The organism is Methanomassiliicoccales archaeon (genome assembly GCA_013415865.1).
In the GTDB taxonomy this organism is placed as follows: domain Archaea; phylum Thermoplasmatota; class Thermoplasmata; order Methanomassiliicoccales; family UBA472; genus MVRC01.
In genome coordinates this window covers 1,486,448-1,509,559 of sequence record CP058896.1, presented here as the reverse complement: position 1 = coordinate 1,509,559, position 23,112 = coordinate 1,486,448, and the positions used below count along the sequence as shown (strand labels likewise).

Annotated in this window: 26 protein-coding genes and 1 tRNA gene; 13 read left to right on the top strand and 14 right to left on the bottom strand. The window is 51.3% G+C overall.

The window, feature by feature from the left end; all coding sequences use genetic code 11:
- Position 1 precedes the first annotated feature (1 nt).
- Positions 2–688, top strand: a complete 687-nt coding sequence (locus HPY73_07640) for a hypothetical protein (GenBank protein ID QLH75316.1) — start codon at positions 2–4, stop codon at positions 686–688.
- A 1-nt stretch (position 689) separates the two neighbouring features.
- On the opposite strand, the gene HPY73_07635 is transcribed toward HPY73_07640, so the two are convergent.
- From HPY73_07635 to HPY73_07605, 7 genes are all read right to left on the bottom strand, one after another.
- Complete coding sequence (locus HPY73_07635; GenBank protein ID QLH75315.1) at positions 690–902, bottom strand: hypothetical protein; 213 nt, start codon at positions 900–902, stop codon at positions 690–692.
- Positions 903–948: 46 nt separating this feature from the next.
- A complete protein-coding gene (locus tag HPY73_07630; protein ID QLH75314.1) occupies positions 949–1,977 on the bottom strand; it encodes a 4Fe-4S dicluster domain-containing protein in 1,029 nt (342 codons plus the stop codon).
- Entirely contained in the window at positions 1,974–3,101 is a 1,128-nt protein-coding gene (locus HPY73_07625; GenBank protein QLH75313.1) for an FAD-binding protein, read from the bottom strand. Before HPY73_07625 ends, HPY73_07630 begins: the two co-directional genes overlap by 4 nt.
- Complete coding sequence (locus HPY73_07620; protein QLH75312.1) at positions 3,098–4,657, bottom strand: FAD-dependent oxidoreductase; 1,560 nt, start codon at positions 4,655–4,657, stop codon at positions 3,098–3,100. The genes HPY73_07625 and HPY73_07620 overlap by 4 nt, the downstream gene beginning before the upstream one ends.
- 68 nt (positions 4,658–4,725) lie before the next feature.
- Positions 4,726–4,803, bottom strand: a tRNA-Met gene (locus HPY73_07615).
- A gap of 480 nt (positions 4,804–5,283) precedes the next feature.
- The gene (locus HPY73_07610; GenBank protein QLH75311.1) at positions 5,284–5,619 is read right to left on the bottom strand and encodes an SCP2 sterol-binding domain-containing protein; all 336 of its coding nucleotides are present in this window, start codon (positions 5,617–5,619) and stop codon (positions 5,284–5,286) included.
- Between the two features lie 7 nt (positions 5,620–5,626).
- A complete protein-coding gene (locus HPY73_07605; GenBank protein QLH75310.1) occupies positions 5,627–6,271 on the bottom strand; it encodes a ribonuclease HII in 645 nt (214 codons plus the stop codon).
- An 86-nt stretch (positions 6,272–6,357) separates the two neighbouring features.
- On the opposite strand from HPY73_07605, the gene HPY73_07600 reads away from it, so the two are divergent.
- The 4 genes from HPY73_07600 (at position 6,358) to HPY73_07585 (ending at position 9,343) form a co-directional block, all read left to right on the top strand.
- Positions 6,358–7,470: a DUF362 domain-containing protein gene (locus tag HPY73_07600; protein ID QLH75728.1), complete on the top strand. Its 1,113-nt coding sequence runs from the start codon at positions 6,358–6,360 to the stop codon at positions 7,468–7,470.
- 130 nt (positions 7,471–7,600) lie between these two features.
- A complete protein-coding gene (locus HPY73_07595; protein QLH75727.1) occupies positions 7,601–8,437 on the top strand; it encodes a GTP cyclohydrolase I FolE2 in 837 nt (278 codons plus the stop codon).
- Positions 8,438–9,154, top strand: coding sequence for a phosphoglycolate phosphatase (locus HPY73_07590; GenBank protein ID QLH75309.1), 717 nt, complete (start codon positions 8,438–8,440; stop codon positions 9,152–9,154).
- A 36-nt stretch (positions 9,155–9,190) separates the two neighbouring features.
- Positions 9,191–9,343 carry a hypothetical protein gene (locus HPY73_07585; GenBank protein QLH75308.1) on the top strand — a complete coding sequence of 51 codons (153 nt, stop codon included), beginning with the start codon at positions 9,191–9,193 and terminating at the stop codon, positions 9,341–9,343.
- 3 nt (positions 9,344–9,346) lie between these two features.
- On the opposite strand, the gene HPY73_07580 is transcribed toward HPY73_07585, so the two are convergent.
- Positions 9,347–9,841, bottom strand: coding sequence for a tetratricopeptide repeat protein (locus HPY73_07580; protein QLH75307.1), 495 nt, complete (start codon positions 9,839–9,841; stop codon positions 9,347–9,349).
- A gap of 137 nt (positions 9,842–9,978) precedes the next feature.
- Here HPY73_07580 and HPY73_07575 point away from each other — a divergent pair, with 137 nt between their 5' ends.
- Genes HPY73_07575 through gatB form a run of 3 tightly spaced genes read left to right on the top strand, consistent with a single transcriptional unit; the run spans position 9,979 to position 12,913 of the window.
- Positions 9,979–10,251, top strand: coding sequence for an Asp-tRNA(Asn)/Glu-tRNA(Gln) amidotransferase GatCAB subunit C (locus HPY73_07575; protein QLH75306.1), 273 nt, complete (start codon positions 9,979–9,981; stop codon positions 10,249–10,251).
- An 11-nt stretch (positions 10,252–10,262) separates the two neighbouring features.
- Entirely contained in the window at positions 10,263–11,567 is a 1,305-nt protein-coding gene (gatA, locus tag HPY73_07570; protein ID QLH75726.1) for an Asp-tRNA(Asn)/Glu-tRNA(Gln) amidotransferase subunit GatA, read from the top strand.
- On the top strand, positions 11,564–12,913 hold the full coding sequence (gene gatB, locus HPY73_07565; GenBank protein QLH75305.1) for an Asp-tRNA(Asn)/Glu-tRNA(Gln) amidotransferase subunit GatB: 1,350 nt from the start codon (positions 11,564–11,566) through the stop codon (positions 12,911–12,913). The genes gatA and gatB overlap by 4 nt, the downstream gene beginning before the upstream one ends.
- Positions 12,914–12,927: 14 nt before the next feature.
- On the opposite strand, the gene aspS is transcribed toward gatB, so the two are convergent.
- Together aspS and HPY73_07555 are read right to left on the bottom strand one after the other, a co-directional pair.
- A complete protein-coding gene (gene aspS, locus HPY73_07560) occupies positions 12,928–14,754 on the bottom strand; it encodes an aspartate--tRNA ligase (protein QLH75304.1) in 1,827 nt (608 codons plus the stop codon).
- Between the two features lie 213 nt (positions 14,755–14,967).
- Entirely contained in the window at positions 14,968–15,441 is a 474-nt protein-coding gene (locus HPY73_07555; GenBank protein QLH75303.1) for an Lrp/AsnC family transcriptional regulator, read from the bottom strand.
- A 160-nt stretch (positions 15,442–15,601) separates the two neighbouring features.
- Between HPY73_07555 and HPY73_07550 the strand changes: the two genes are divergently transcribed.
- The 5 genes from HPY73_07550 to HPY73_07530 all read left to right on the top strand — a co-directional run bounded on the left by HPY73_07550 (position 15,602) and on the right by HPY73_07530 (position 19,905).
- Positions 15,602–16,795, top strand: coding sequence for an alanyl-tRNA editing protein (locus HPY73_07550; protein QLH75302.1), 1,194 nt, complete (start codon positions 15,602–15,604; stop codon positions 16,793–16,795).
- 144 nt (positions 16,796–16,939) lie between these two features.
- Positions 16,940–18,283 (top strand): type I glutamate--ammonia ligase, encoded by a 1,344-nt coding sequence (gene glnA, locus HPY73_07545; GenBank protein QLH75301.1) that lies wholly within the window; start codon positions 16,940–16,942, stop codon positions 18,281–18,283.
- A 108-nt stretch (positions 18,284–18,391) separates the two neighbouring features.
- Positions 18,392–18,766: a nascent polypeptide-associated complex protein gene (locus HPY73_07540; protein ID QLH75725.1), complete on the top strand. Its 375-nt coding sequence runs from the start codon at positions 18,392–18,394 to the stop codon at positions 18,764–18,766.
- 11 nt (positions 18,767–18,777) lie between these two features.
- Positions 18,778–19,008: a HypC/HybG/HupF family hydrogenase formation chaperone gene (locus HPY73_07535; protein QLH75300.1), complete on the top strand. Its 231-nt coding sequence runs from the start codon at positions 18,778–18,780 to the stop codon at positions 19,006–19,008.
- Positions 19,009–19,194: 186 nt separating this feature from the next.
- Positions 19,195–19,905, top strand: coding sequence for a radical SAM protein (locus HPY73_07530; GenBank protein ID QLH75299.1), 711 nt, complete (start codon positions 19,195–19,197; stop codon positions 19,903–19,905).
- A 36-nt stretch (positions 19,906–19,941) separates the two neighbouring features.
- On the opposite strand, the gene HPY73_07525 is transcribed toward HPY73_07530, so the two are convergent.
- The 4 genes from HPY73_07525 to HPY73_07510 are packed head-to-tail and all read right to left on the bottom strand — an operon-like array spanning position 19,942 to position 22,923.
- The gene (locus tag HPY73_07525; protein QLH75298.1) at positions 19,942–20,886 is read right to left on the bottom strand and encodes a pyruvate ferredoxin oxidoreductase; all 945 of its coding nucleotides are present in this window, start codon (positions 20,884–20,886) and stop codon (positions 19,942–19,944) included.
- The gene (gene porA / locus HPY73_07520) at positions 20,883–22,046 is read right to left on the bottom strand and encodes a pyruvate ferredoxin oxidoreductase (GenBank protein ID QLH75297.1); all 1,164 of its coding nucleotides are present in this window, start codon (positions 22,044–22,046) and stop codon (positions 20,883–20,885) included. Before porA ends, HPY73_07525 begins: the two co-directional genes overlap by 4 nt.
- Complete coding sequence (locus HPY73_07515; protein QLH75296.1) at positions 22,046–22,327, bottom strand: 4Fe-4S binding protein; 282 nt, start codon at positions 22,325–22,327, stop codon at positions 22,046–22,048. The genes porA and HPY73_07515 overlap by 1 nt, the downstream gene beginning before the upstream one ends.
- Entirely contained in the window at positions 22,327–22,923 is a 597-nt protein-coding gene (locus tag HPY73_07510; protein QLH75724.1) for a 2-oxoacid:acceptor oxidoreductase family protein, read from the bottom strand. Before HPY73_07510 ends, HPY73_07515 begins: the two co-directional genes overlap by 1 nt.
- Positions 22,924–23,112: the final 189 nt, after the last annotated feature.

The window sequence follows — 23,112 nt, the reverse complement described above, 5'->3', positions numbered from 1 at the left end:
CATGATGGTCCGTAACTTCATTCCAGATAAGGCGTCGGTCCTTTTGATGGGGGCTCCAGGGATCGGCCTCCTCGAGTTCAACATAGGTTTGGTCAAGGAATATCTGGAGGACGATGAAAGGGTGATATTCGTCTCTTTGGATGCTCTGCCGTCCGATGTTCTAGGAGTGATGAAGGTCTTTGGGATCGATACAGATGTGGCGTTAGGTAAGAATCTATTCATCATCGACTATCACTCCTGCCTTTTAGGTACCGCCGATGCCACAACTGATTTTGATAAAAGGAAGGTTAAACAGGTCAGCGATATCGAGGGAATAATGTTCAATATCGCGGCGATAGCCAAAGAGCATGGCCGGCCCGTAAGGGTCTTCATCTATGCCATCTCGACCTTGTTCCTCTATAATCAGGCAAATGTTGTCCTCAAGTTCTTCCAGATATCCTCATCTCGGATAAGGGACGAGTTCGGGACCGTGATCTACTCCCTTCATGACGGCGTACATGATGAAAGAACGACCAACCACCTGATGGCGCTCGTTGATGGTGTCATAGAGCTGAAGTTCGATTATGACCTGAACAGGATGATGAGGATAAGACATATGCGGGGCATGCCTTCAATGAACCAATGGGTACCATTCGAGATACATTGGGCCGCAGGGATGGAGTGCAGCCAATTAAGGTGGGAGCATTAGCTCAGATCTCTTCTCCCTCGTCCTCGATCACGCCATAAATGGCCTTATGGAGCTCCTTTATCGATTGTTGAGTTGCCCTAGAATAAAGATTGCATTCGATTTTCGGTCTGACAACAAGGTCCTTCTTCCTGCAATATATCAGCTGGTCATTCACTCCTAGCTCAGGACGGTTCTCCCTGTGGAGACATGAAAAACATAGGGGCTTCGAGGTCATTCGTCCCGAAAGACATGCTCATGGTATTTTATCCTGTCGTAAACTTTCAACGATGTATAAGGCTATTCAATAAAATAGTCAGGTCCAAGGTCCTCATACGGCCTGCTCCATCTAAGGTAAGAACACAGAATGGACATGCGGTCACGGCCAGATCGGCCTTGCTCCTTGCAAGTTTCTCCGATCTTCTCAGTGCCAAGGTAGAAGCTATCTCAGGGAACCCAGAGAGAAGTCCGCCCCCGGCGCCACAGCATTCGTCGCCATAAGGGTCCTCGGTCATCCTGAGGTTTGGAACAGAGGACAATATCTGATAAAGATATTCCTCCGCATGACGCCCGACACCTCTCGCAAGATGACATGGCATGTGCACCACCACTGTCATCCCTTTTCCATCCATCGATCCCTTTAATTTGTCCAGACCCACCACTTCATAGATATACTCCACGATATGTAGCGATTCGATGCCATACTTCTCATTCAGCTGTCCCGTGCAGCCGGGACAGATCGTCACTATGCTCTCATAGACTTCGAGAACTGCCTTGTTCCTCTCAAGGAGCTTCTTGAGCCTCTCGCGGTCACCGATCTTTTCAAGTGGGGAACCACAACAGCAAAGCCCTTCTGGGACGGAGATGTCATTGCCGAACCATCCGAGAAGCCCTATCGCCGATGTGGCCATATCCGGTAACCGCCAAGTGGCGATGCAGCCCGGGAAAAGGCATGTGCCATTTTCACTGCCCTTGTGGTATGAAACAATATTTTTAGCATCTGGCCGTACTGAGTATCCATAAGCATCTATGTTGGCCAGCATCCTTGCATGTCCAGGAAGGGGCTCGCCCTTGTTGGATCCTCTCAATGTTAAGATGGCCCTTGGAAGGTCTATCATTGATGGGCATGCATCACGGCAGCTGAGGCACATCGAACATTTCAAGAGCTCCTCTGATGAGGATGTCGCGGCATGTCTCGCTTCATCTACTGCCAAAGACCTTGGGCCTGGAAAAACGCCTTCTCCTACGTTCCTGACCACTGGACATGCTCTCATGCAGCTATTACATTTGATACAATGGTCAAGCTCCCTCATCTTATCGCCTCCACGGCCTTTTCGGAGGCGATGACCCCTAAGGCCATCGCCGTACCGATCCCTGCTCCCATGACTACGTTGCATCCAGGGAGGCAGGCGCCTGCGGCGAACATGTTCTTCATCTTGACGCCCTTGACATGGACGGCAAGGTCTTGACCTGTCCTGATGCCAGAGGCAAGTGCCCTCTCGATCACGCCCGTTGCCCCTTCAGGGGTATATATGTCCATGAGGCCCAAAGGGTCGATGACGTCCCTTCCGGTCACCCCAAGCCCGCCTCCAACTATGCCACCACCGCAGATGACCGCGGCCTTGCAATACAAATTCCTCACGGTATGCCCCGATGATAAACGGAGGCAGATGTCCTTTCCGTTTGGATCGATCCGGTCCACATATGTATGCGATAGCTGCCTAACGCCATTATTGGACGCTACACGACCAAGAGCGTCTGAAAACCTTTTTCCCGCCTCCCCGAGCGGGATGACCGGCTCAGCGAATTTTCTACCAGTGCTCTTTTCCATCTTGACGGTCCCTTCAGCAATCTCGTGCAACTTGAGGAACGGAGGGATGAAGACCACATCAGCGCTCAGACCTGAGGCCGCCTCGGAGAGGGCCGTCAAAGGGTCCTGTGTCAGCTTTTTTGGGGAGACCTCCATTTTCTGTATGCAGATCCCTTTTGACGATAGGGCCTTGGTGAGCAACCGTATGTCAAAGGGACCCCCTGTGGAGGGCCCGATAACACCGACCTTGAGGCGACCTATCGCTTCAGCTCTCCCATTGAATATGATCTTTTGGACCAGGTGTTCTCTTATCAAGGTACCTTCAGCGGTAATAAGTAGGCTTTCCTTCCTGGCCCTACCTTCCATCTCGAGCCCTACCGATGGCAGTTCCCCCAGCACCAGCTCTTCGACCCTATCACAGGCCTGGCTCCACTCAGGGAAGCTGCCCATCTTAAGATTTCCGCCGAAGAGCGCACATCCGGTTGACATCTCCGTGGCCGAGGTCCCTCTACCTATGACCGCTACATCCATCCCTTTCTTCGCAAGGTTCCACGCACATGCCTGTCCAGCGGCACCGTTGCCAATGACCGCCACTTCCACATTGAGGGGGAGAGACGTTCTCATCATGTCTCCCTCTCATCCTTCTCGCTGAGATAGTTCCATAGAATGTGCGACCTGAAGATCTCTTGACGCAACTGGTCACCTTCAAGCACGCTTTCCATGGCAGCTCTCCTTTCCCTTATGAAATCCTCGACCAGTTCTTGGACATCGTCTCCTTTGGATAAGGCCGCCACCATCCGCCACATGCATCCTGTGCCTTGGCAATAGCCCATCCCCGCCCTTGTCCTTCTCATCAGGTCTGTCAGGTTCAAGATGTCGCCTGAGGCCGAAAAACGTTCAAGCTCGGTCTGCAGGACACCCTCACAGCTGCACGCCAGGTCCATACCTGTGCCATTGCTTTCTATCCAGAGGTGAGCGTTCTGTGCATTACCATATCTCCTTGAGATGCTATCTTTGACCGCCTTCGTGGAAGGAAAGTTCAAGCCGACCCTTTTCTCCACCATGACCTCTGTCGCCGTCCTACAATCCGCCCTGACGCCAAGCTTTCGGCATACCAGGTCAGAGACCGATTCGGCCATGAGCCTGTAAGTGGTCAGCTTTCCCCCTATAATGCTGATCATGCCTTCCACACCATCCGTGGCATGGTCTATGACCTTATACCCCCTTGATGCCGTTCTGCCCCCCTCAGAGGATATCAGAGGCCTGGACGACCCATATGCCCTGATGACCCTCATGGTTTCGAGTGATGGTACCAGAGCTGATGCTTCCTTCGATATCTTCTCGACATCGGCCCTGGTCGGACAACCGTTCTCAGAAGGCCTGAGCCTCCTCGATGTGGTACCTGCCACCATGGAGGTATGGCTCGGGACGATGATGTCCCCGTCCGAGGGGGGTCTTAATCGGTTTATCACCCTGCGCACGGTCCTCCCGTTATACACCAGCAATGTCCCGAAATCCCTTGTAAGACCTAGGTTGATGCCTGCCATTTTAGCGACGGCCGCCGCCTGAGGGCCCGCCGCGTTGACCACTATCTCAGGATAGACCTCATCAACATCCCCATTCCTCATATCGCGGAATCTGACCGCCCTCACCTCTTCCCCTGTCGTCTCGACGTCAATGACCTCGCAATGGTTCCTGAGCGTCGCGCCGTTTCTACGAGCATCATCGACATTCGTGAGGACCAATCGAAAAGGGTCTATCGCCGCATCCTCGACCAGATAGCCCTCCTCAGCATCTTTTGAGATGTTGGGCTCGAGCTCCCATATCTCATCCTTGCCGACGTGATGAACATTGATCCTTAAAGACCTACATGAGCCCTCAAACCTTGACCCGTGCTCAGGATCGTCCCCCTTCAGGCCGACAAAGAGCCCGCCGGTGTCATCGATGCAGTTCCATGCCACCTTTTTCAATATCTTGGATTCCGCCGCACATTCCTTTGCGGAAATGGGGTCGTTGATGACATATCTTGCCCCGCTATGGAGAAGGCCATGGTTCCCCCCTGAACTACCAGAACCGAAATCGCTTTTCTCGAGAAGGAGGACATCGACCCCCCTCATGGACAGGTCCCTGGCAATCCCTACGCCCGTGGCCCCCCCGCCTATGATCAGAACATCTACGCGCAATGCAACACCTTTTAGATGGAACAGCTGGCCCTGGTCCTCGATATGGGAGGCGATGATAAAATATATGATGGTAGCGGGGGGTCGATTTGAACGACCGGTCTCCGGGTTATGAGCCCGACGGGATGTCCTGGCTACCCTACCCCGCTATGATGAAAATATGCTAATGGGGATTTGTTATTTATATTCTTGGACAGTCAGGAATTGGAGGGTCATTCAGACCTACCTCCTTCCATACCAGCGAGGGTTGACATTGTATATTTCGGTCCTCTGAGTAGTGTTGAAGCGCATATCAGGGGGCAGGACACCACGTTGGTTTAAAAAAAATATGTCCCGGCTTGGAACCGTCATTTGCTCTTATCCGACACCATATCGTCCGTCCCTCATACTTCCAAGTTCGTTCGTAGGCCTTCTGATCGATACGGTCCTTGGTCGATCTGCTGATGACCTTGAAGGTTTCATGCACCTTATCGGTCAGCAAGGTCGGCCCGGCCATCGATCTGTTGATGACCTGGGACTGCAAGACCCTTATGCTCGTTTAGATGAGTATTAGAGAACTCTGAACAGCAGGGGTCAGATCGATGATCATGAGGTCGGCCAGATGTCGATGGTCTGGCCAAATCGAAGACCTAAAAGAATTTTCTGAGCCTCAGAACATCCTCCAGAGACCCCTTGACACATATCTTCTTCAAGGCCCAGGCCTTCATCATCTTCATTTTACCACTATATAGGTCTTTGATCGTCTGAGGGTCTGAAATGACGACGATATCTGCGCAGGGAAGGAGGCATTCGCTGAAGTTCGTCACCTTTTTATTATCAAGGATAAAAGAATATTTCTCTGTGCCCAGATCGATGTTCACCTTCTTTGTGAGGCACTCGAGCTCCTTCTGTAGGTTCGCATCCTTGGCGACCTTGTTGTCGAACTGAGCGACAAGCTCCTCGAATATCGGCTTACATGATGACATCCAGATCTTACTCCCAATATGTTAACTTCCGGATCTTGGACTCGCTCAGAAGCCTTCGAGACGTCTCCCAAGACCTACGGGTATGTGGCGGTAAATCCCCCTTCTCCTTTATCCAACTTTTTATGAATTCTATGGTCACATCATCTCCAGGATATCCACTTCCTACCTGGCAACCTAAAGATGCCCCGATCTCTTTAACAAGCTCATCCCTGGTCACTTTAGCAACGATCGATGCCGCGGAAACGACCGGGTAGGTCTGGTCCGCCTTATGTTCACAGACCATGTCAGGCGAATAGTCAAGCCTTTCCATTATTGACCGTCGGAAGTTCTCCTCAACCGGGTCGCAGGCATCTATGAAGACCTCCTTGGGCCGCATCTTTACAATCAGCTCGGCGAACTTCTCTATCTCGAGCTCGTTCAGCGACCTCTCATCCCCGCGAGAATCTATCTCGGCGACATCGATGATACAGACGTTGACCTCGGCGATCTCCTTGATCTTCTTTGCAAGCTCAGACCTTTTAGATGGCATCAACCTCTTTGAGTCCTTGACGCCCATTTTCCTTAGTTCTGATTCATTATCGACCATGACCGCAGCGATGACCAACGGCCCGATGACAGGCCCTCGTCCCGCCTCGTCCAATCCACATCTCACGTGATGTCAGAAGGCCATGGTGCCTATAAATCGATGACGCATGGGAGGAAGAAAGATAATTGATAGGTCATATAATGGTACTGATATTGATGTCTGATGTATTCTTCACAGACCTAAGGGCCTTTATGGAGCGGGATAATGTCCAGAACAAGTTGGCCCGAATGTTCAAGAGGGCAAAGTTCGGGGAGATCGTCACAAAAGGGGACCTTGTGGCCATAAAGACCCACTTTGGAGAGATGGGGAACACAGCATTCCTCAGACCTCAGTTCATATCAAAGATAGTGGACCTGGTAGTTGCTGTTGGGGGAAGGCCATTCCTCACGGACAGCAATACATTATATGTAGGATCCAGGTCCAACGCGGTCGACCATCTATGGACGGCCGCGAGGCATGGGTTCGTCTATCCTTCTGTCAATGCACCTGTGATAATAGCGGATGGGCTTAAAGGTAAGGAGGAGGTCGAGGTCGAGGTCGGGCTCAAAAGGTGTAGGACGGTGAAGGTTGGAGCGGCCGCCATGCACGCCGACTCGGTGATCTGTGTCAGCCATTATAAAGGGCACATCGCGACGGGGTTCGGTGGGGCCATGAAGAACCTTGGCATGGGGTTCGGGTCAAGGGCGGGGAAATTGGAGATGCATTGTGGGATGGGGCCAGAGGTGAACAAGGGACGATGTAGGGGATGCGGCTATTGTGTCCCTCGGTGTCCAGGTAAGGCCATCGAGATCATTGATGGGAAGGCGCATATCGACAAGGGTGCCTGCATTGGCTGCGGTGAGTGCGTGGTCATATGTCTTCATCAGGCCATGGAAGCAAAGGATTGGTCCTCCGACAATATGGCCCTACAGGAAAAGATTGTCGAGTACTGCTACGGGATAATGAGGGGGCGCCATGAGAAGTTCGGGTTCGTCACCTTCGTTATGGATGTGGTCCCTTATTGTGATTGTGCGCCCTGGAACGATGTTAGCGTTGTGCCCGATATAGGCATATTGATGTCAAAAGATATTGTGGCGATAGACCAGGCAGCATGCGACCTCGTGAACGCTCAGCAAGGGCCAGAGGGCACGGCCCTGGAAAAAGGGCGAGGACGAGGTGAGGACAAGGTGAAGGCCTTGACGAACATAAATTGGGAGCACCAGTTGGAATATGCAGAGGAGCTAGGCCTAGGGAAGAGAGAATATAGGTTGGTGACGGTCAAGTAGTTACCAATAACGTGATCTTTAACTATTTTTTTTGTTGAAAGGTCATTGTTTAAAAAGGGTCCTGGAATGAAGGAGCGGTGATAATATTACTTTGAGCGATGTGCAGGGGAGGAGACTGACCAACGGGTTCATGTTGTCCCGGGTGGGGGTCACGGGGGTAAAGAAGCCTGTACAGGTATGCCGGGGGGGAAAAACAGTTACTTTGATCTGCACGATCGATGTGTTCGTCGACCTTCCTTCAAGCCAAAAGGGCTCCCATCTGTCAAGGAACCTTGAGGTCATATCAGAGGCTGTCGACCAGAGCCTGTCAGAACCTGTCAATGGCCTGGAGGACCTGGCAGCGAACATCGCGATGGACCTCCTGAAACGTCATGAGTACGCCACGTATTCTGAGGCGAACGTCATGGCCGAGTACTTTTTAGAAAGGACAGTTCCATCGGGAAGGAAGACAATGGAGTCCTACAAGCTTCTTGCGAGGGCCGTTGACAAGCGGGGCAACGGCCTCAAGAAGATGATAGGGGTCGAGGTGATCGGCATGACCGCATGTCCATGCGCCATGGAGACGGTCAGAGACCTTCAGAAGGGCAACCTGAGGGACAGGGAGGAGTTCCACCCCAATATCACGCATAACCAGAGGAATGTGACCACTATTCTCATGGAGGTCCCCGGAGATTATTCTGTGGAGGCGAACGACCTTATTGACATAGTTGAGAGGTCTTTCAGTTCACCAACCTTCGAGATACTTAAAAGAGCTGAGGAGGCCCAGGTTGTAATCGTGGCCCATGAGAACCCAAAGTTCGTTGAGGACGTCGTGAGGTCAAACCTTACTAAGATCGTTGAAAGATACAAAGACCTTCCTGACTCTACGATCGTCACCGTGAGAAGCGAGAGCCAGGAGTCTATCCACAAACACAACGCCTTTGCTGAGAGGGTGACCACCCTGGGCGAGCTCAGAGAACAGGAATGAATGATCTGGATGACAAGAAGATATAAGGCGGTGGTCTGCGACGTCGATGGGACGATAACCGACCCCCAGAAGAGGATCCAGACCTTGGGCATCGAGACGTTGCGAGAGGTGCAAGAATCAGGTCTGTGTGTCATGTTGGCCTCGGGGAACGTCCTTCCTGTGGCCTATGGATTGTCTGCATTTATCGGGCTGAACGGCCCTGTCATCGCAGAGAACGGTGGCATTGTTTCGTATAACGAGAAGATCTACAAGATCCATTCGTCAGAGCTTCCGGAACGGGCATATGATCATCTGAAAAAAATTATCCCCGCTCCCGAGCGGCTCTTCACTGACAATTGGAGGGAGACGGAGGTAGGTCTGAAAAGGTCCAACGACCTTGAATCGGTCCGAAGGGCCTTGGAAGGGTGGGATGTGGAAATAGAAGCAACGGGATTTGCAATCCACATCATGGAAAAGGGGCATAGTAAGATGTCCGGCATCAGAAAAGCCTGCGAATTGTTAGGGATCGACCTAGAGGAGGTGGTCGCCATCGGTGATGCGGACAACGATGTGAGGATGCTGAAGGAATGCGGGTTCGGGATCGCTGTGGGAAACGCTTCTCCGGCAGCGAAGGCCGCCGCGGACTATGTGGCACTGGCAAAGCATGCCCAAGGGGTCGCTGAAGGGCTGTGCTATCTAGGAATCATAACATGTAAATGTCCGGGCCGCCAATGCTGATGACATGAAAGTGCTCAGGCCCGACCCCTGCAGCATATGCGGAGAAATGGCCGTTGCCATGTGCTCGATCTGCGGCCAGCCTACGTGCAAGGAGCATATGGACCCCCGGTCGGGGGCATGCTCACGGTGCGGACCCAGAAGGTCCCAGGACAGACCACCATCCAAGGGACCTTCGTCGATGTGATCTGAAGATCATTGCAATAGCTTTTTGGCTGCGGCCTCATCGAGCCCTATGGACTTAAGAAGATATTTCAAAGACTTCCTTGCAATGATCTCCTTGGTCTTTTCATCCAGGTGCTGCTCGTACACGACCGGGGCCTTTTTATAATACTCCACCCCGAACTCAGAGTAATAATATGGTGCGTTCTCAGGGTCGACCTCCGCAGCTTTAAGATAAGCACTTTCTGCCTCATTGAACTTACCCACATCCATGCAGAACGCTGCATACGACTGGTACATGAAGGGATTATCGGGCTGTAGCTCGATGGCCTTCTTGTAGAGCGCTTCTATCTCCTCTTGAGAGACCTTCGGGACAAGGACCGCGGCGTCTGCCTTGGCAAGGTAAGCCTCAGCGTTCTTTGGGTCGACCTTTATTGCCTTGTCGAACTTGGAAAGGGCCGATTGGTACTCTCCCTCGCTCATGAGCTGGAACCCTTGCTTCATCAGCTTATCGAATTCCTCAGACATCAGATCACTTGTGCTGAGTAACAGCTTGATGTTCATAAACATTTTGAACTCAAGGGGTCGAGGGTAAGTGTCGCACAAACGAAAGATTCAGTTAGTCTTCCTGCATTTGGTGACGTGCCGAAGCAAGGGAGATTCATATGGACAGAGAAACCGTGGTCAGGGTGGCAAAGCTCGCCCGGCTCCGCCTCAGCGAGGAAGAGATCTTGAGATATGGACAAGACCTGGAGGACATCCTTTCAAGCTTTGAGGTCCTCAGCTCTGCCCCGTCGTCGGAAAGCTATGACTTCAACCCGGTCCCCATCATGGACGTTCTCAGGGAGGATGAAGCTTCAATAGATATTGACCCTGAAGAGCTCATGGGACCGATGGACACCTATGAAGGTTACGTAAGGGGGCCTAAGCTCTCGTGAGCGCGCTTGATATTGGAGCGATCAAGCGGCTGAATCAGCGATATGAGGCTTTCAGTGAAATTACAGATGTTCTTCCTCAAGATGCTCCCTTCACCTTCTCCGCCAAGGACAACCTGTGCGCCAAAGGTTTCCAGGCAAGGGCCGGTTCAAAGATTCTTGATGGATATAGGCCCCCCTTCGACGCCACGCCGGTCCGTAGATTGAGGGAGGCTGGAGGAGTTCTGATAGGCAAGACCAACATGGACGAGTTCGGTTTTGGCACTTTTAGCACCCACAGCGGTTTCGGGGTTCCGAAGAACCCGTTTGACATCGAACGTGCGTGCGGCGGTTCCAGTGGTGGGGCTGCCTGTGCGGCCGCGCTAATCCCCGGGCATGTTGCCCTTGGGGTATCTACCGGGGGATCGATATCTTGTCCAGCTTCTTTCTGCGGGGTTGTAGGACTGACACCCACCTATGGAAGGGTGTCACGATATGGGCTGATCGATTACGGGAACTCACTGGACAAGGTGGGGCTCATCTCAAGGACAATAATAGATATCGAGAGGCTGCTGCCTGTCATCTCGGGCCGTGATCCCAAAGACCCTACATCTTGCTGTGCCCCATCGCTCGATCTCTCGAAGGTCAGGAAGGGTCCATTGGCCGTCCCAAAGGAGTGCCTCATCGGTCTTGACAGGACGGTCAAAGAGGCCTTCGACCGGTCGGTCCTGGGCCTAAGGGATATGGGATATGAGGTAGAGGAAGTGGACATGCCCAGTCTACGATTCTCGATGCCAGCATATTATGTTTTGGCAACGGCCGAAGCCTCTACCAACCTTGCAAGGTACTGTGGAATGAGGTTCGGTGTCTCAGAAAAGGAGTACCATCAGCATTTCAACGATTACTTTGCGACAACGCGGTCAAAGAGCTTTGGGGATGAAGCGAAGAGAAGGATATTGCTTGGTACCTTCTGCAGGATGGTCGGTTTCAGGGACAAGTACTACCTGAAGGCGCTCAGCGTCAGGCAGGCGGTCATGAAAGAATATGAAATGATCTTCGAGGGGCATTCATTGGTCCTGTCCCCTACGATGCCTTTCATCGCCCCTCGTTTCGACATGATAGCCAAGATGAGGCCTGTGGAGATGTACAGTGCTGACTTTCTCACGATACCTCCGAACCTGACGGGACTGCCCCATCTATCGATACCTTGTGGCTATGCATCGGGCCTACCTATTGGTATGCAGGCAGTCGCGCCCCATTGGGAAGAGGGGGCGCTCATCCACTTCGGCAAAAGGTGGGAATCGTGGTTCGATTATGCGGCCCCAGAGGTGAAGGCATGAAAATAGGTCTGGAGATACATCTGCAGCTGCCCACACGGTCCAAGCTGTTCTGTTCCTGCCCTACCAATGGAGAAGGGCCGAACACCTCCGTGTGCCCGACATGCCTAGGGCTCCCTGGTTCACGGCCTGTGCTCAATCGAAGAGCGCTGGAACTTGGGATAATGATCGCCAAGTTCCTTAACTGTAAGATCAACGAGAAGATATGGTTCTCAAGGAAGACCTATTTCTATCCAGATCTACCAAAACATTTCCAGATAACGCAATATGAATCCCCGGTCGGCACCGACGGTCATTATATGCTGGATGACCGGCGGATAGGGATCTGGCGTGTTCACATCGAAGAGGACCCAGGCCGGATCAAGCGGGTCGGACGTCCCGGAGAGGAGGTCAGCCTCATCGACTATAACAGGAGCGGGATACCGCTGGTGGAGATCGTGACCGCACCTGACATCGATGGGCCCGCCCAGGCCCGGGAGTTCATCGACAGGCTTGTGGCCGAGCTCAAAGATCTTATCGACATCACTGTCCAAGATGAGACCTCGGTAAGGGTCGATGCAAACATATCGGTGGGAGAAGAAAGGGTGGAGGTCAAGAACGTCCAAGGCCTCAAGAACCTGGAGAGGGCGTTGAGGTACGAGGCCACGAGGCAGACGAAGGTCCTGGAGGCCGGAAAACACGTGGTCCGAGAGACCAGACGTTATGACGAAGAACGGAAGATAACCCTTCCTGCGAGAGAGAAGGAGTTCGAGGAAGATTATGGCTACATCGGCGAACCGGACCTGGGGGAATATGTGATCGGACCTATTGCCAGGGAGTTGAGATTGAAAGAGACCACCAATATGAGGGCGGAGAGGTTGTCAAATGCTCTTGACATACCAATGCAGACCGCCAGACAGGTCGTGGTCACCTCGAGGGAGCTCGCCGACCTCTTGGAACTGCTCTGCACCATCGTCCCGAAGGAGAAGGCGATAAGTTGGACCCTTGGGCCGATCAGCTCGAACTGGTCTGCCCTTGCACCATTGGTGGAGGCTGATAATGGCAGAGGTCTGATCGAGATCATAAGGGCCGAGGCAGAGGGAAGGATCACCGACAGTGAGGCCAGGATGAGGATCCAGACCCTGACGGGAGCCAACGCAGGAAAAGAGGAAACGTGTTCTGGCGAAACTGATATGGCATTGATGGTCAAAGAGTTCCTTGATGCGCATCCCGAGGTGGTAAAGGACTACCGGAGCAACCCGAGGGCGGTGAACTCCGTCATCGGGTTCGTCATGAAAGGGACGAAAGGCAGGTATTCGTCCAAAGATATCGTGGAATGCGTCAATAAGGAGATGGCGAAAAGGGTTTGATCCTTGACCTATCATCATTTCTGCTCATCATCGTCCACCAATGACATCAGCTGCAGCTCGTCGAGCTTGGCCTGGTCGACCTTCGTGGGCGAGCTGTCTACCAATGATTGGAACTTTTTATTCTTCGGGAACGCGATGACGTCGCGGATGCTCTCGCAGCCCAGCAATATCGCGCAGAGCCTGTCGATGCCCATGCCGATACCGCCATGAGGCGGCGCGCCATATTCCAAGGCCTCCAAGAAGAAATCGAACTCCTCCTGCATCCTCTTCTCTGACATCCCGAGGACGCTGAACATCCTTCTCTGGACCTCAGGACGATGGTTACGAAGAGAGCCCGAACCGATCTCATTCCCATCGAGCACCAGGTCATATGAGCATCCCTTTTGACTTAGAAGGTCTCCCTCCATGTCGATATCGCCGGAGACCGGCCTCACGAATGGGTGGTGGAACGATGTCAGCTTACCTGTGACCGGGTCTGACTGGAACAGGGGACAGTCCACCAACCATACGAACTGATGGCCTTTTCCTTCAAGAAGACCATTGTCGCGTGCAAGCTTCAATCTGAGCTGGCCTCCTGCCTTCAGAGCTAGATGCCTAGGGCCGGCGAGGAAGAGTAAAAGGTCTCCCTTTTCAGCATCCATCTTCTCCTCGAGGCTCATCAACACCTCTTTCGAGAAATATTTGACAATGTTAGAGCTCAGGCCCTCATCCGTCATCCTCATCCAGGTCAGGCCGCCCATACCCTGCTGCTTTGCCCATTCTATGAGCCTGTCGACCTCTTTTCGACCCACGTTGGCATCCAAGGTTTTCTCTTTCACCAAAGAGGATTTCAGATTGATACCGATTACCGCGGACCCTGATTTAGAAAGGACCTTCTGGAATATGTCATAGCTTGAACATTTCGCTATTTCGGTCACATCAACGAGGTGCAGACCGAACCTGATGTCCGGTGCGTCGGTCCCATATTTGCTCAAGGCCTCTTCCAATGATATCCTTGGGAACGGTGTCTTAAGATCGGTATCAAAGATCTCCTTCCAAATGAACGCGTAAAGGGACTCTATTGTATGGAAAATATCTTCCATGTCGACAAAGGACATCTCCATGTCCAGCTGCGTGAACTCCGGTTGTCTATCAGCACGAGAATCCTCATCCCTATAGCATCTTGCGATCTGGTAATACCTCTCGACCCCTCCGACCATCAGCATTTGTTTATAGAGCTGTGGAGATTGAGGAAGAGCATAAAATGTTCCAGGCATGGTCCTTGATGGGACCAGGAAATCTCGCGCCCCTTCCTGAGAACTTCGGGTAAGGGTCGGGGTCTCCACCTCGATGAAACCTTTGCTGTCCAGAAAGCGTCTTGCAGAGGACAATAGCCTATGCCTGAACCTCAGGTTGTTGGCCATTTCTGTCCTTCTTAGGTCCAGATATCTATATTTCAGTCGGAGGTCCTCACTTGGCAAAAGTGAGTTCTTCTGCTCCGCTATCTCGAAAGGGATTATTTTTGAAGTGTTGAGGATCTCGACCTCGTCGATGAGCACCTCGACCTTGCCTGTCGGGTTCCTCTCGTCCTCTGTCCCCGGGACCCTTTCTCTGACAACGCCCTTTACTGCTAGGACATACTCACGCCCGATATTATTCAGAAGCTGACCGATTCCAACCACGTTGACATTTGACTGGTATGCTTCAGGGTCATAGACCACCTGGGTGGAGCCGAAGGTGTCGGCAAGGTCATAGAAACGCACCCCGCCATGGTCCCGATAGAAGCGTACCCAGCCCGCAAGCCTTACCCTCTGGCCTATGTCCTTCGACCTGAGGGCTCCGCAGTCGTGTGTCTTCATCATATCGATTGCCTCTGGGCTTTGTGTTTCGTAGGGCCGAGCTAATGGAGAGAGGATATTAAACCCTTTTCCAGCTTGGCCCCGACATTGAGCGCATATAATTCAATGTACGGCATATTATTTGACAATATGTCAGATATTTCATTATAATACACCTTATTGTCAACTCGACATCAGGAAAGCGGTAAATGTGCCGAGGAACGCCACTGCTCGATATCAATCAGACCCGTCATGGACGGTCTCTGAGAAATCTGGCAAGAACTTGAAGGGGTCCTTTATCATATTAAGGATGACATAGGTATTGGTCTTCTTTACACCAGGGATGGTCAACATTCCCTTGACAACTGAGCTGAACTCCTCTCTGCTCCTGCAAGCCACCCATGCGATCGAGTCGCATTCACCGGTCACATCAAACACAGCAACTACGTTCGATAGCTGCATGACCTTCTTTTCGACCTCCATCAGGTCTCCCTCGACATATATGTGAACAATGGCCATGAACTCATAGCCCAGCTTCATATAGTCAACGTTCGCCCTGTATCCTTTTATGACGCCCTGTTCCTCTAAATGCTTGATCCTCTGGATCAATGTTGTCGGATGTATTCCCAGGCGCTTCGCGATCTGCCTGTAAGAACCTTGGCTAGATTTACAGATCTCTTGTACTATCTTTTTGTCCAGTTCATCGATCATTGGTATCCCTCCAACTTATGGCCCACCTTACAGGCAATAGATTGATAGATATATGTCTTGTGAGGTATCGATTAGTCATACATTTATCTATTTGTTTGAGTTAATAAACTCACCACGATATGGAATCATTTTTCATTATGTTCCGGGATACAAATGTCCGATGAGCTCTCACACCGAGAAGGTCTATGAGAAGGAGGCCTACACGTCGCAATTCTTCGCAAAGGTCATTGATGTTGATGGCGACCTTGTCATACTCGATAGGACTGCCTTTTATCCTGGTGGCGGCGGTCAAGACCCAGATTCCGGAATGCTCCAGGGATGCCCTGTCGTCGAGGTGCGGCAGAAGGACGGGGTCGTTTTGCATAAGGTGCCTGGCAACGCTTTTACAATCGGTCAGGAGGTGCAGGGCACTGTGGACATGGAGCGTCGATTGGACCTGATGAGAGCGCACACCGGTGAACATCTCCTTTTCTCGGCATTGAACAGGTTGGTCCCTGACCTTGAGCTCGTCAAAATATCAATAACTCCTGCGAAGAAGAGCCTCATAGTGAGAGGAGAATTGAATCTGGACATAGTGTCGGAAGCGGAAAAATTTGTCAACAGTGCAATAGCGTCAGGTCTTAACATCAAAGAGGAGATTGTAAACAGGGACGACCCGAAGGTCTTGGATGCCAGGGTAAAGTTGGAAAGGATATATGGTGATAAGATCAGACTGATAAGGATCGGTGATGTCGATCTCGCCGCTTGCTCTGGGATACATGTTAAAAACACTTCTGAGATAGGGATGCTCCTCGTTGAAAGGCTGGTTTCGGCAAAACCTCAAGGTGACTTCGAGATAGAGTTCGATGTAGGTCCCATAGCGGTACAAAAGGCCTTGAGCTTTAAGACGATAGCACTGAAGTCTGCAGCCATCCTTGGATCTGGCCCAGAGGACGTGGTGAGCGCCCTTGAGAACCTTAGAACTGAAGCGACCATGGCAAAGGATGCTTTGAGGTCCTATGTTAAACAAGCGGTCGAGGACCTTGAACCAGAGATTATCGGTGGTGTGCCAGTATATCATATGATATCAAGGGGTGCCGACAGAAGAACATTATCCGAGGAAGCTACGAAAAAGGTGCAGGACGGAAGGTCGGTCTGCATACTTCTTGATAGGGGCGAGAGGACGACAATTGTGATCGCGTCTGGAAAACGGTCGGGCAAGGATGCAAACATTATACTTAAAAAATGTTTGGAACCTCTCGGAGGTAAAGGTGGGGGGAATAGCACATTTGCGACGGGCGCTATCGAATCCGGAGCAAAGGTCGAGGATGTCCTTGAGAACGTTAAGAGAGCGCTCAGCGAGACAAACGTCTAATCTCACCGACGTTTTGTAAGGGGTGGTGCTTTATTCGTACATAATAATGAAATTTTATTAGATGATTGTACATTATTAAAAATATTATTAGATGAATGTATTGAATGCAAAGGTATTTTTAGTAATCTGTTTTTCTATGCATTCATGGCGCTAAACGAGTATGAATTGAAAGAGAACATCCTCTCGAGGGTAAAAAAAGAGAACGTAAAGTTCATCGAGATGCAGTTCTCCGATATTTTGGGAACTGTGAAAAGCGTAACGATCCCTACCAGCAGGATCGAGAGCGTCATCGATGACGGTGTTTTCATCGATGGCTCATCTATCCTTGGATATGCCACGATAGAAGAATCGGATATGAGGGCAAAGCCGATACTGGATTCTTTCCAGATATATCCATGGACAATGGATGACAACATGAAGACCGCAAGGTTCATGTGCACAATTTTTGACCACAGCGGTAACAGGTTCAAAGGCGACCCTAGATGGGTCCTCGAGAAGATGGTGGCAAAGGTCAAAGAGATGGGCTATAATTTCAATGTCGGTCCAGAGTTCGAGTTCTTCCTTTTCCCCGTGGATGAAAATGGAAAGGCCATAAGGAAACCGGCGGATACTGGCGGTTATTTCGATCTGATGCCTATGGACGCGGGCGAGATGGCGAGGAAGCACATCATGCTGATGTTCGATGAACTTCAGTATGAGATGGAGGCATCACATCACGAGGTGGCACCTGGACAGGTTGAGGTCGACATGAGGTATCAGGATGCGCTGACGATGGCAGACCGTGTCCTGACCCTGAAATATGGTATTAAGACGATAGCGATGCAGTATGGAATGCATGCCACCTTCATGCCCAAGCCGATATATGGTATATCTGGGTCGGGGATGCACGTACATCAATCATTGGCGTCAAAGGAAAAGAACGCCTTCGATGACCCGAACGGTGAGTTCGGGCTTAGCAACATAGCGATGAAATACATCGGCGGACTGCTGGCGCACGCAAGGGACAACTGTGCGATCCTGGCCTCCTATGTCAATTCATACAAGCGCCTGGTCCCAGGATACGAAGCTCCCTGCTATATATCCTGGGCCAATATGAATAGGAGTGCTCTGGTCCGCGTACCTGCCGGTAGAGGCGGCAGGACGAGGGTCGAGCTCAGGAACCCGGACCCGGCAGGAAATCCCTACCTGCAGTTCGCCGTCATGCTCGCTGCAGGCCTTGATGGTATAAGGTCCAATATTAAACCTCCTGAACCGGTGGAGAAGGATATCTACCATATGAGCAAGGATGAGAGAAAGAAGTATGGCATCGAGAGCCTGCCTATGAACCTTGGAGAGGCATTGGAGTGCCTGGCCAAGAGCAAGGTCATGAGAGAATGCCTTGGAGACCACATCATGAACAACTACCTATACATCAAGGGGCAGGAATGGGACGATTATAGGAAGTGGGTATCCGATTGGGAGATCGACCGTTATCTTCAGGCCCTTTAAGGGATTACCTTGGTTCAAACCATTTAACGGTTTCATTTTTATTATTCCGGTACAACGTGGTGCTTTGAAAATGCTATATATATTGGGAATAATCACTCCATGACCGTCATGATGCCAGGAATGGGAAGGGTTAACCCCAGGCAGATGAAGCAGGCGATGAAGCGCCTAGGGATTTCGGCCGAAGAGCTGAATGATGTCGAAGAAGTGGTCATAAAAAGAAAAGGCTCTGAGATGGTCATCTCGAATCCCCAGGTCTCTATAATGACCATGCAAGGACAAAAGACGTTCCAGATCGTCGGAGAGGTTAATGAGAGGGCCAAGAGTTCTATAGTCGATGCAAAACCCGAAAGGGCCGAGATCCCTGAGGAGGATGTGGAGCTTGTGATGGGACAGACCGGTTGCTCGCGGGAGAGGGCCATCGAGGCGCTCAAAGCTGCTGAAGGTCAGCCTGCCGAGGCCATATTAAAATTGATGTCATCTTGAGGTCTGAGAACATGTGCTTAGCGGTTCCTGGAAAGATCGTTTCAATTGAAGGGAAGAACGCCCAGGTAGATTTTGGGGGCGTCATCCGTGAGACGAACATATCGATGGTGGATGCCAAGGTGGGAAGCTATGTTATAATCCATGCCGGCTTCGCCATCCAGGTCGTCGATGAGGAGGAAGCGAAAGAAACGATAAAGCTCTGGGAAGAGATGCTAGGACAATCGTCGCAAGAACCAGCATGATGAAATGCGACCATACACGCTCGACCAGCGACCTTTTATCACATTTCTTATTGGTCGAGCTGCGAAAGGTATATGCTTGAGGCGTTGCCCTATTCCCGACGATCATGTGATGCCGTTTGAGCGACCGGTGATAGGGATCACTTGTGGACTGGTGCCCTCAGAAAATATCATTGAGATGGTGAGGGGATGAAGTCAGTTTATGGTCCGATCAGGTCTTGGCGTGTAGGTGCTGCCTTAGGTGTGGACCCGATATGTAGGCAGCCCAAGGTCTGTAACCTTAAGTGCGTCTATTGTAGGTTGGGACATGGTGGGATGATGATCACGGACCGTTGCAGGTTCGTAGACGAGAAACAGGTCGTCGAAGAGGCCAGAGAGATCTTGAATGAAGAAGATGTCGACGCGGTCGAGATCCGTGGGACTGGTGAGCCTTTTTTAGCAAGGAACCTAGGTATGATGGCCAGATCATTGCGGGCATTGACCGATGTCCCGATATGCGTCATCACGAACGGCTCGATGTTGCAAAGAAAAGATGTCATGGACGAGCTCGAGGACTTTGATGTCGTTATCGTCAAGCTAGATGCGTCCGATGAAAAAGGTTTCTATTTGATGAACAGGCCCCACAGCTCCATCAGGTTCGATGATATCGTCAAAGGGGCAATAAAGGTCAAGGCAGAGAACAGGTGCGATATACGGGTCCAGGTCACTTTTGTACAGGCGAACATGTATCAGGCAGAGGAGATCGCAAGGACATGTGAGGATATCGGTGTGGAGATGGTGTATCTGTCCACTCCGATCAAGATCGAAGGTCAGGACCTGACCAAAAGGGATATCATAGATCTTTCCAGATATTTCAGGTCCTTCAAAGTAAGGACGATCTTCGATGATGATATCGATTGATATTCAAGAATAATAAAAGAATGTTTGATAAATGGTTTAGATCTGGCATAGCTTCAACAATTCGTTCCATCTCTTGTCGATGTTGTGTTGTATCTCTTCCGCGATGGACGACCATTGAGGTTTCATGAGGTGCCCAAATCTTCCCTGCGCCTTGAGCCAGTCTGAGACGGGCCTCTTCTCCTTCGCTCCCTCCGCTATCCTCTTGCTCTCACCCGTCAATGAATATTTCCCATTCTCATATTCATATAATGGCCAGACGCACGTCTCGACAGCGAGCTTTGCCATCTCCACGGTCTTGGATGAATCGTGTCTCCAGCCTCTCGGGCAAGGGGCGATGACGTTGAGGAACGCTGGTCCATTTGCATCGAAACCTTTTCTCGCCTTCTCCATAAGGTCCCTATAATTATGGGGGGATGCTTGGGCCGCGTACGGGATGTCATGAGCTATGACGATCCTTGTCAGGTCTTTCGGGTACTCCCTCTTCCCTGGAATGCAGGAGCCCGCAGGGCAGGTTGTCGTCTGGGCCCCCCTTCCAGTAGCACCTGATCTCTGGATGCCGGTGTTCATATATGCTTCGTTGTTCAGGCAAACGTACATGAACCTGTGCCCTCTCTCTATCGCCCCTGACAGCGCCTGAAAACCGATATCGTAGGTAGCACCGTCCCCACCGAACGACACGAAGCGTATGTCATCGGTTATCTTTCCTTTCCTCTTCAATGCTACGTATGCGGACTCCACGCCTGTTATTGTGGGGGCTGCGTTCTCGAAGGCGCTATGTATCCAAGGAACTGTCCAAGACGTGAATGGATAGACCGTTGACGATACCTCGAAGCATCCGGTCGCATTCGACACGACGATGGGCTTGTTGGTCGCCATAAGCACCTGTCGTGCGATGATCGGCTCTGCGCATCCGGCGCAAAGTCTGTGACCCTCGGTATACCTGGGTTCCAATTTCGAGAGCTCTTTCAATGAGACGCTCATATCCGCACCCCCATGAAGTTCATTTCCTTACACGTGCCATTTATCAACTGATCGAAGACGCCAGCAAGCTCCTGTGGCCTCACATCCCTTCCTCCCAGGCCGTAGATGTAGTTGCAAAGCCTAGGCCTGTCCTTAGAGTTGTAGAGCGACGCGCAGACCTCCGGGAACATCGGTCCAGTAGAGCCCATGCTGATCGCCCTGTCCATGATAGCCACCGCCTTCTTGCCCTCAAGAGCCTTGGCGACCTCGGCCGATGGGAACGGGCGGAACAGACGTAATTTTAGAGACCCGACCTTTTTCCCTTCTGCCCGCAATTGGTCGACAACATACCTCAAGGTCCCAGCTGTGGAGCCTATCGCCATTACCACATAATCAGCATCCTCTAGATGATAACCCTCTATCATGTCATACTTCCTACCAGTGAGGCGCCCGAACTCCTGTAAGGTGTCCTTTACGACGTTTTTCGCCTCTCTCATGGCCTCGACGATCTGATATTTGTGCTCGAAGTAATAGTCCGTACCAGTGAACGGTCCGTATGTGGTCGGGTTCTTCCAATCCAGTAATGGCCTGATCGGTTTGAACTCTCCAACATATCTCTTGACCTCATCATCCTCCATCGGAAGGAACTTCTCGAGCGCATGTGTTATAATGAACCCATCGATGCAGTTCATGACGGGGAGCCTGACCTTCATGTTCTCTGCTATCTTGAAAGACATCAAAGAGTCATCATAGGCCTCTTGGACATTTTCTCCGAACAACTGGACCCACCCTGCATCTCTAGCGCCCATGGCATCAGAATGGTCGCAATGGATGTTAATCGGACCGCTGAGGGCCCTGTTCGCAACAGACATCACTATCGGCAACCTCATAGCAGATGCTATCCAAAGTACCTCCCACATGAAAGCAAGCCCTGCTGAGGCGGTCGCAGTGGCGACCCTGGCCCCCGCTGCCGAAGAGCCGATGCATATCGACATCGCACTATGTTCTGATTCAGCACAGACATATTCTGTACTGACCTCGCCATTCGCGACGAACTCCGAAAAATTTTCGACGATTATCGTCTGGGGCGTTATTGGATAGGCCGCCACGACGTCAGGGTTGACCTGTTTCCATGAATACGCTATCGCCTGGTCGCCGTTGCATACAAGTTGCTCTGCCATTACGCTCCCTCCTCTTTCATCGTTATTGCTTTAGCTGGGCACTGGTTAGCACATATCCCGCATCCTTTGCAATGCGTCAGCTTGAACCCCTTCATCTTCTCACCCTCGACGATGATACTGTTGTCAGGGCAATAGATCCAACAGATCAGACAATCCGTACACTTCTCCTTGTCAACGATCGGCCTTGAAGACCTCCAGCTGCCTGTCTCATAATTCCTGGCGTTACCTGCCTCGATGATCATCGCCCCTGGTGGGAGCTCCTTGGACCTCTTCTCAGACATCAGTCCACCTCCTCATAGGCTCGCCGAACCGCCTTGATGTTCTTCGCCACCACCTCTTTTGAGAACTTGCCCGAGAACTTGGCCTCCAGCTCCTCTAGGACAGATTCAAGGCGCACATAGTTTAGGACCTTTACGACGGCCCCTAGCATGGCCGTGTTTGTGGTCGGCCTTCCGATCTCTTCCATTGCGATCGCCGTTGCATTGACGGCATGAACGTTCTTTTCTTTTCCAACAATCTTCGACAGTTTATCCTTCCCATCTGCGAAATTCGCCACAAGCATCCCTTCTTCCTTCAACCCCTCCATTATGCTTGTTTGCTTCAAGAGCGTGGGATCGATCACGACGACCATATCGGGATAATAGACCTGACTATGGACCTGGATCGGGGTGTCCGATAATCTTGTGAACGCCCTGATGGGGGCGCCCATGCGCTCAGGACCGAACTCAGGGAAGGCCTTGATGTATTTACCTTCCTTGAGCGCGGCACCAGCCAAGAGCTCGTTCGCAGTAACAACGCCCTGGCCGCCTCTTCCATGCCAACGTATTTCTATCGTGGTCAAAGGAATCCACCGTATATCCAACCAGAAAAAGGTCATCATATATAATATTTCCATTAATTTCTTTACGAATTTTTTAACATATTTTACGAATAACAATAGAAATAATGGGGATAAGATAACATTTTATGATGAGCGCCTGTGAATTCGGATTATTTCTGCGACCTTGCCTGACAAAGGCTAGCATTGAACCATGAACTGTCCTATCAATATAATATTGGTCACTAT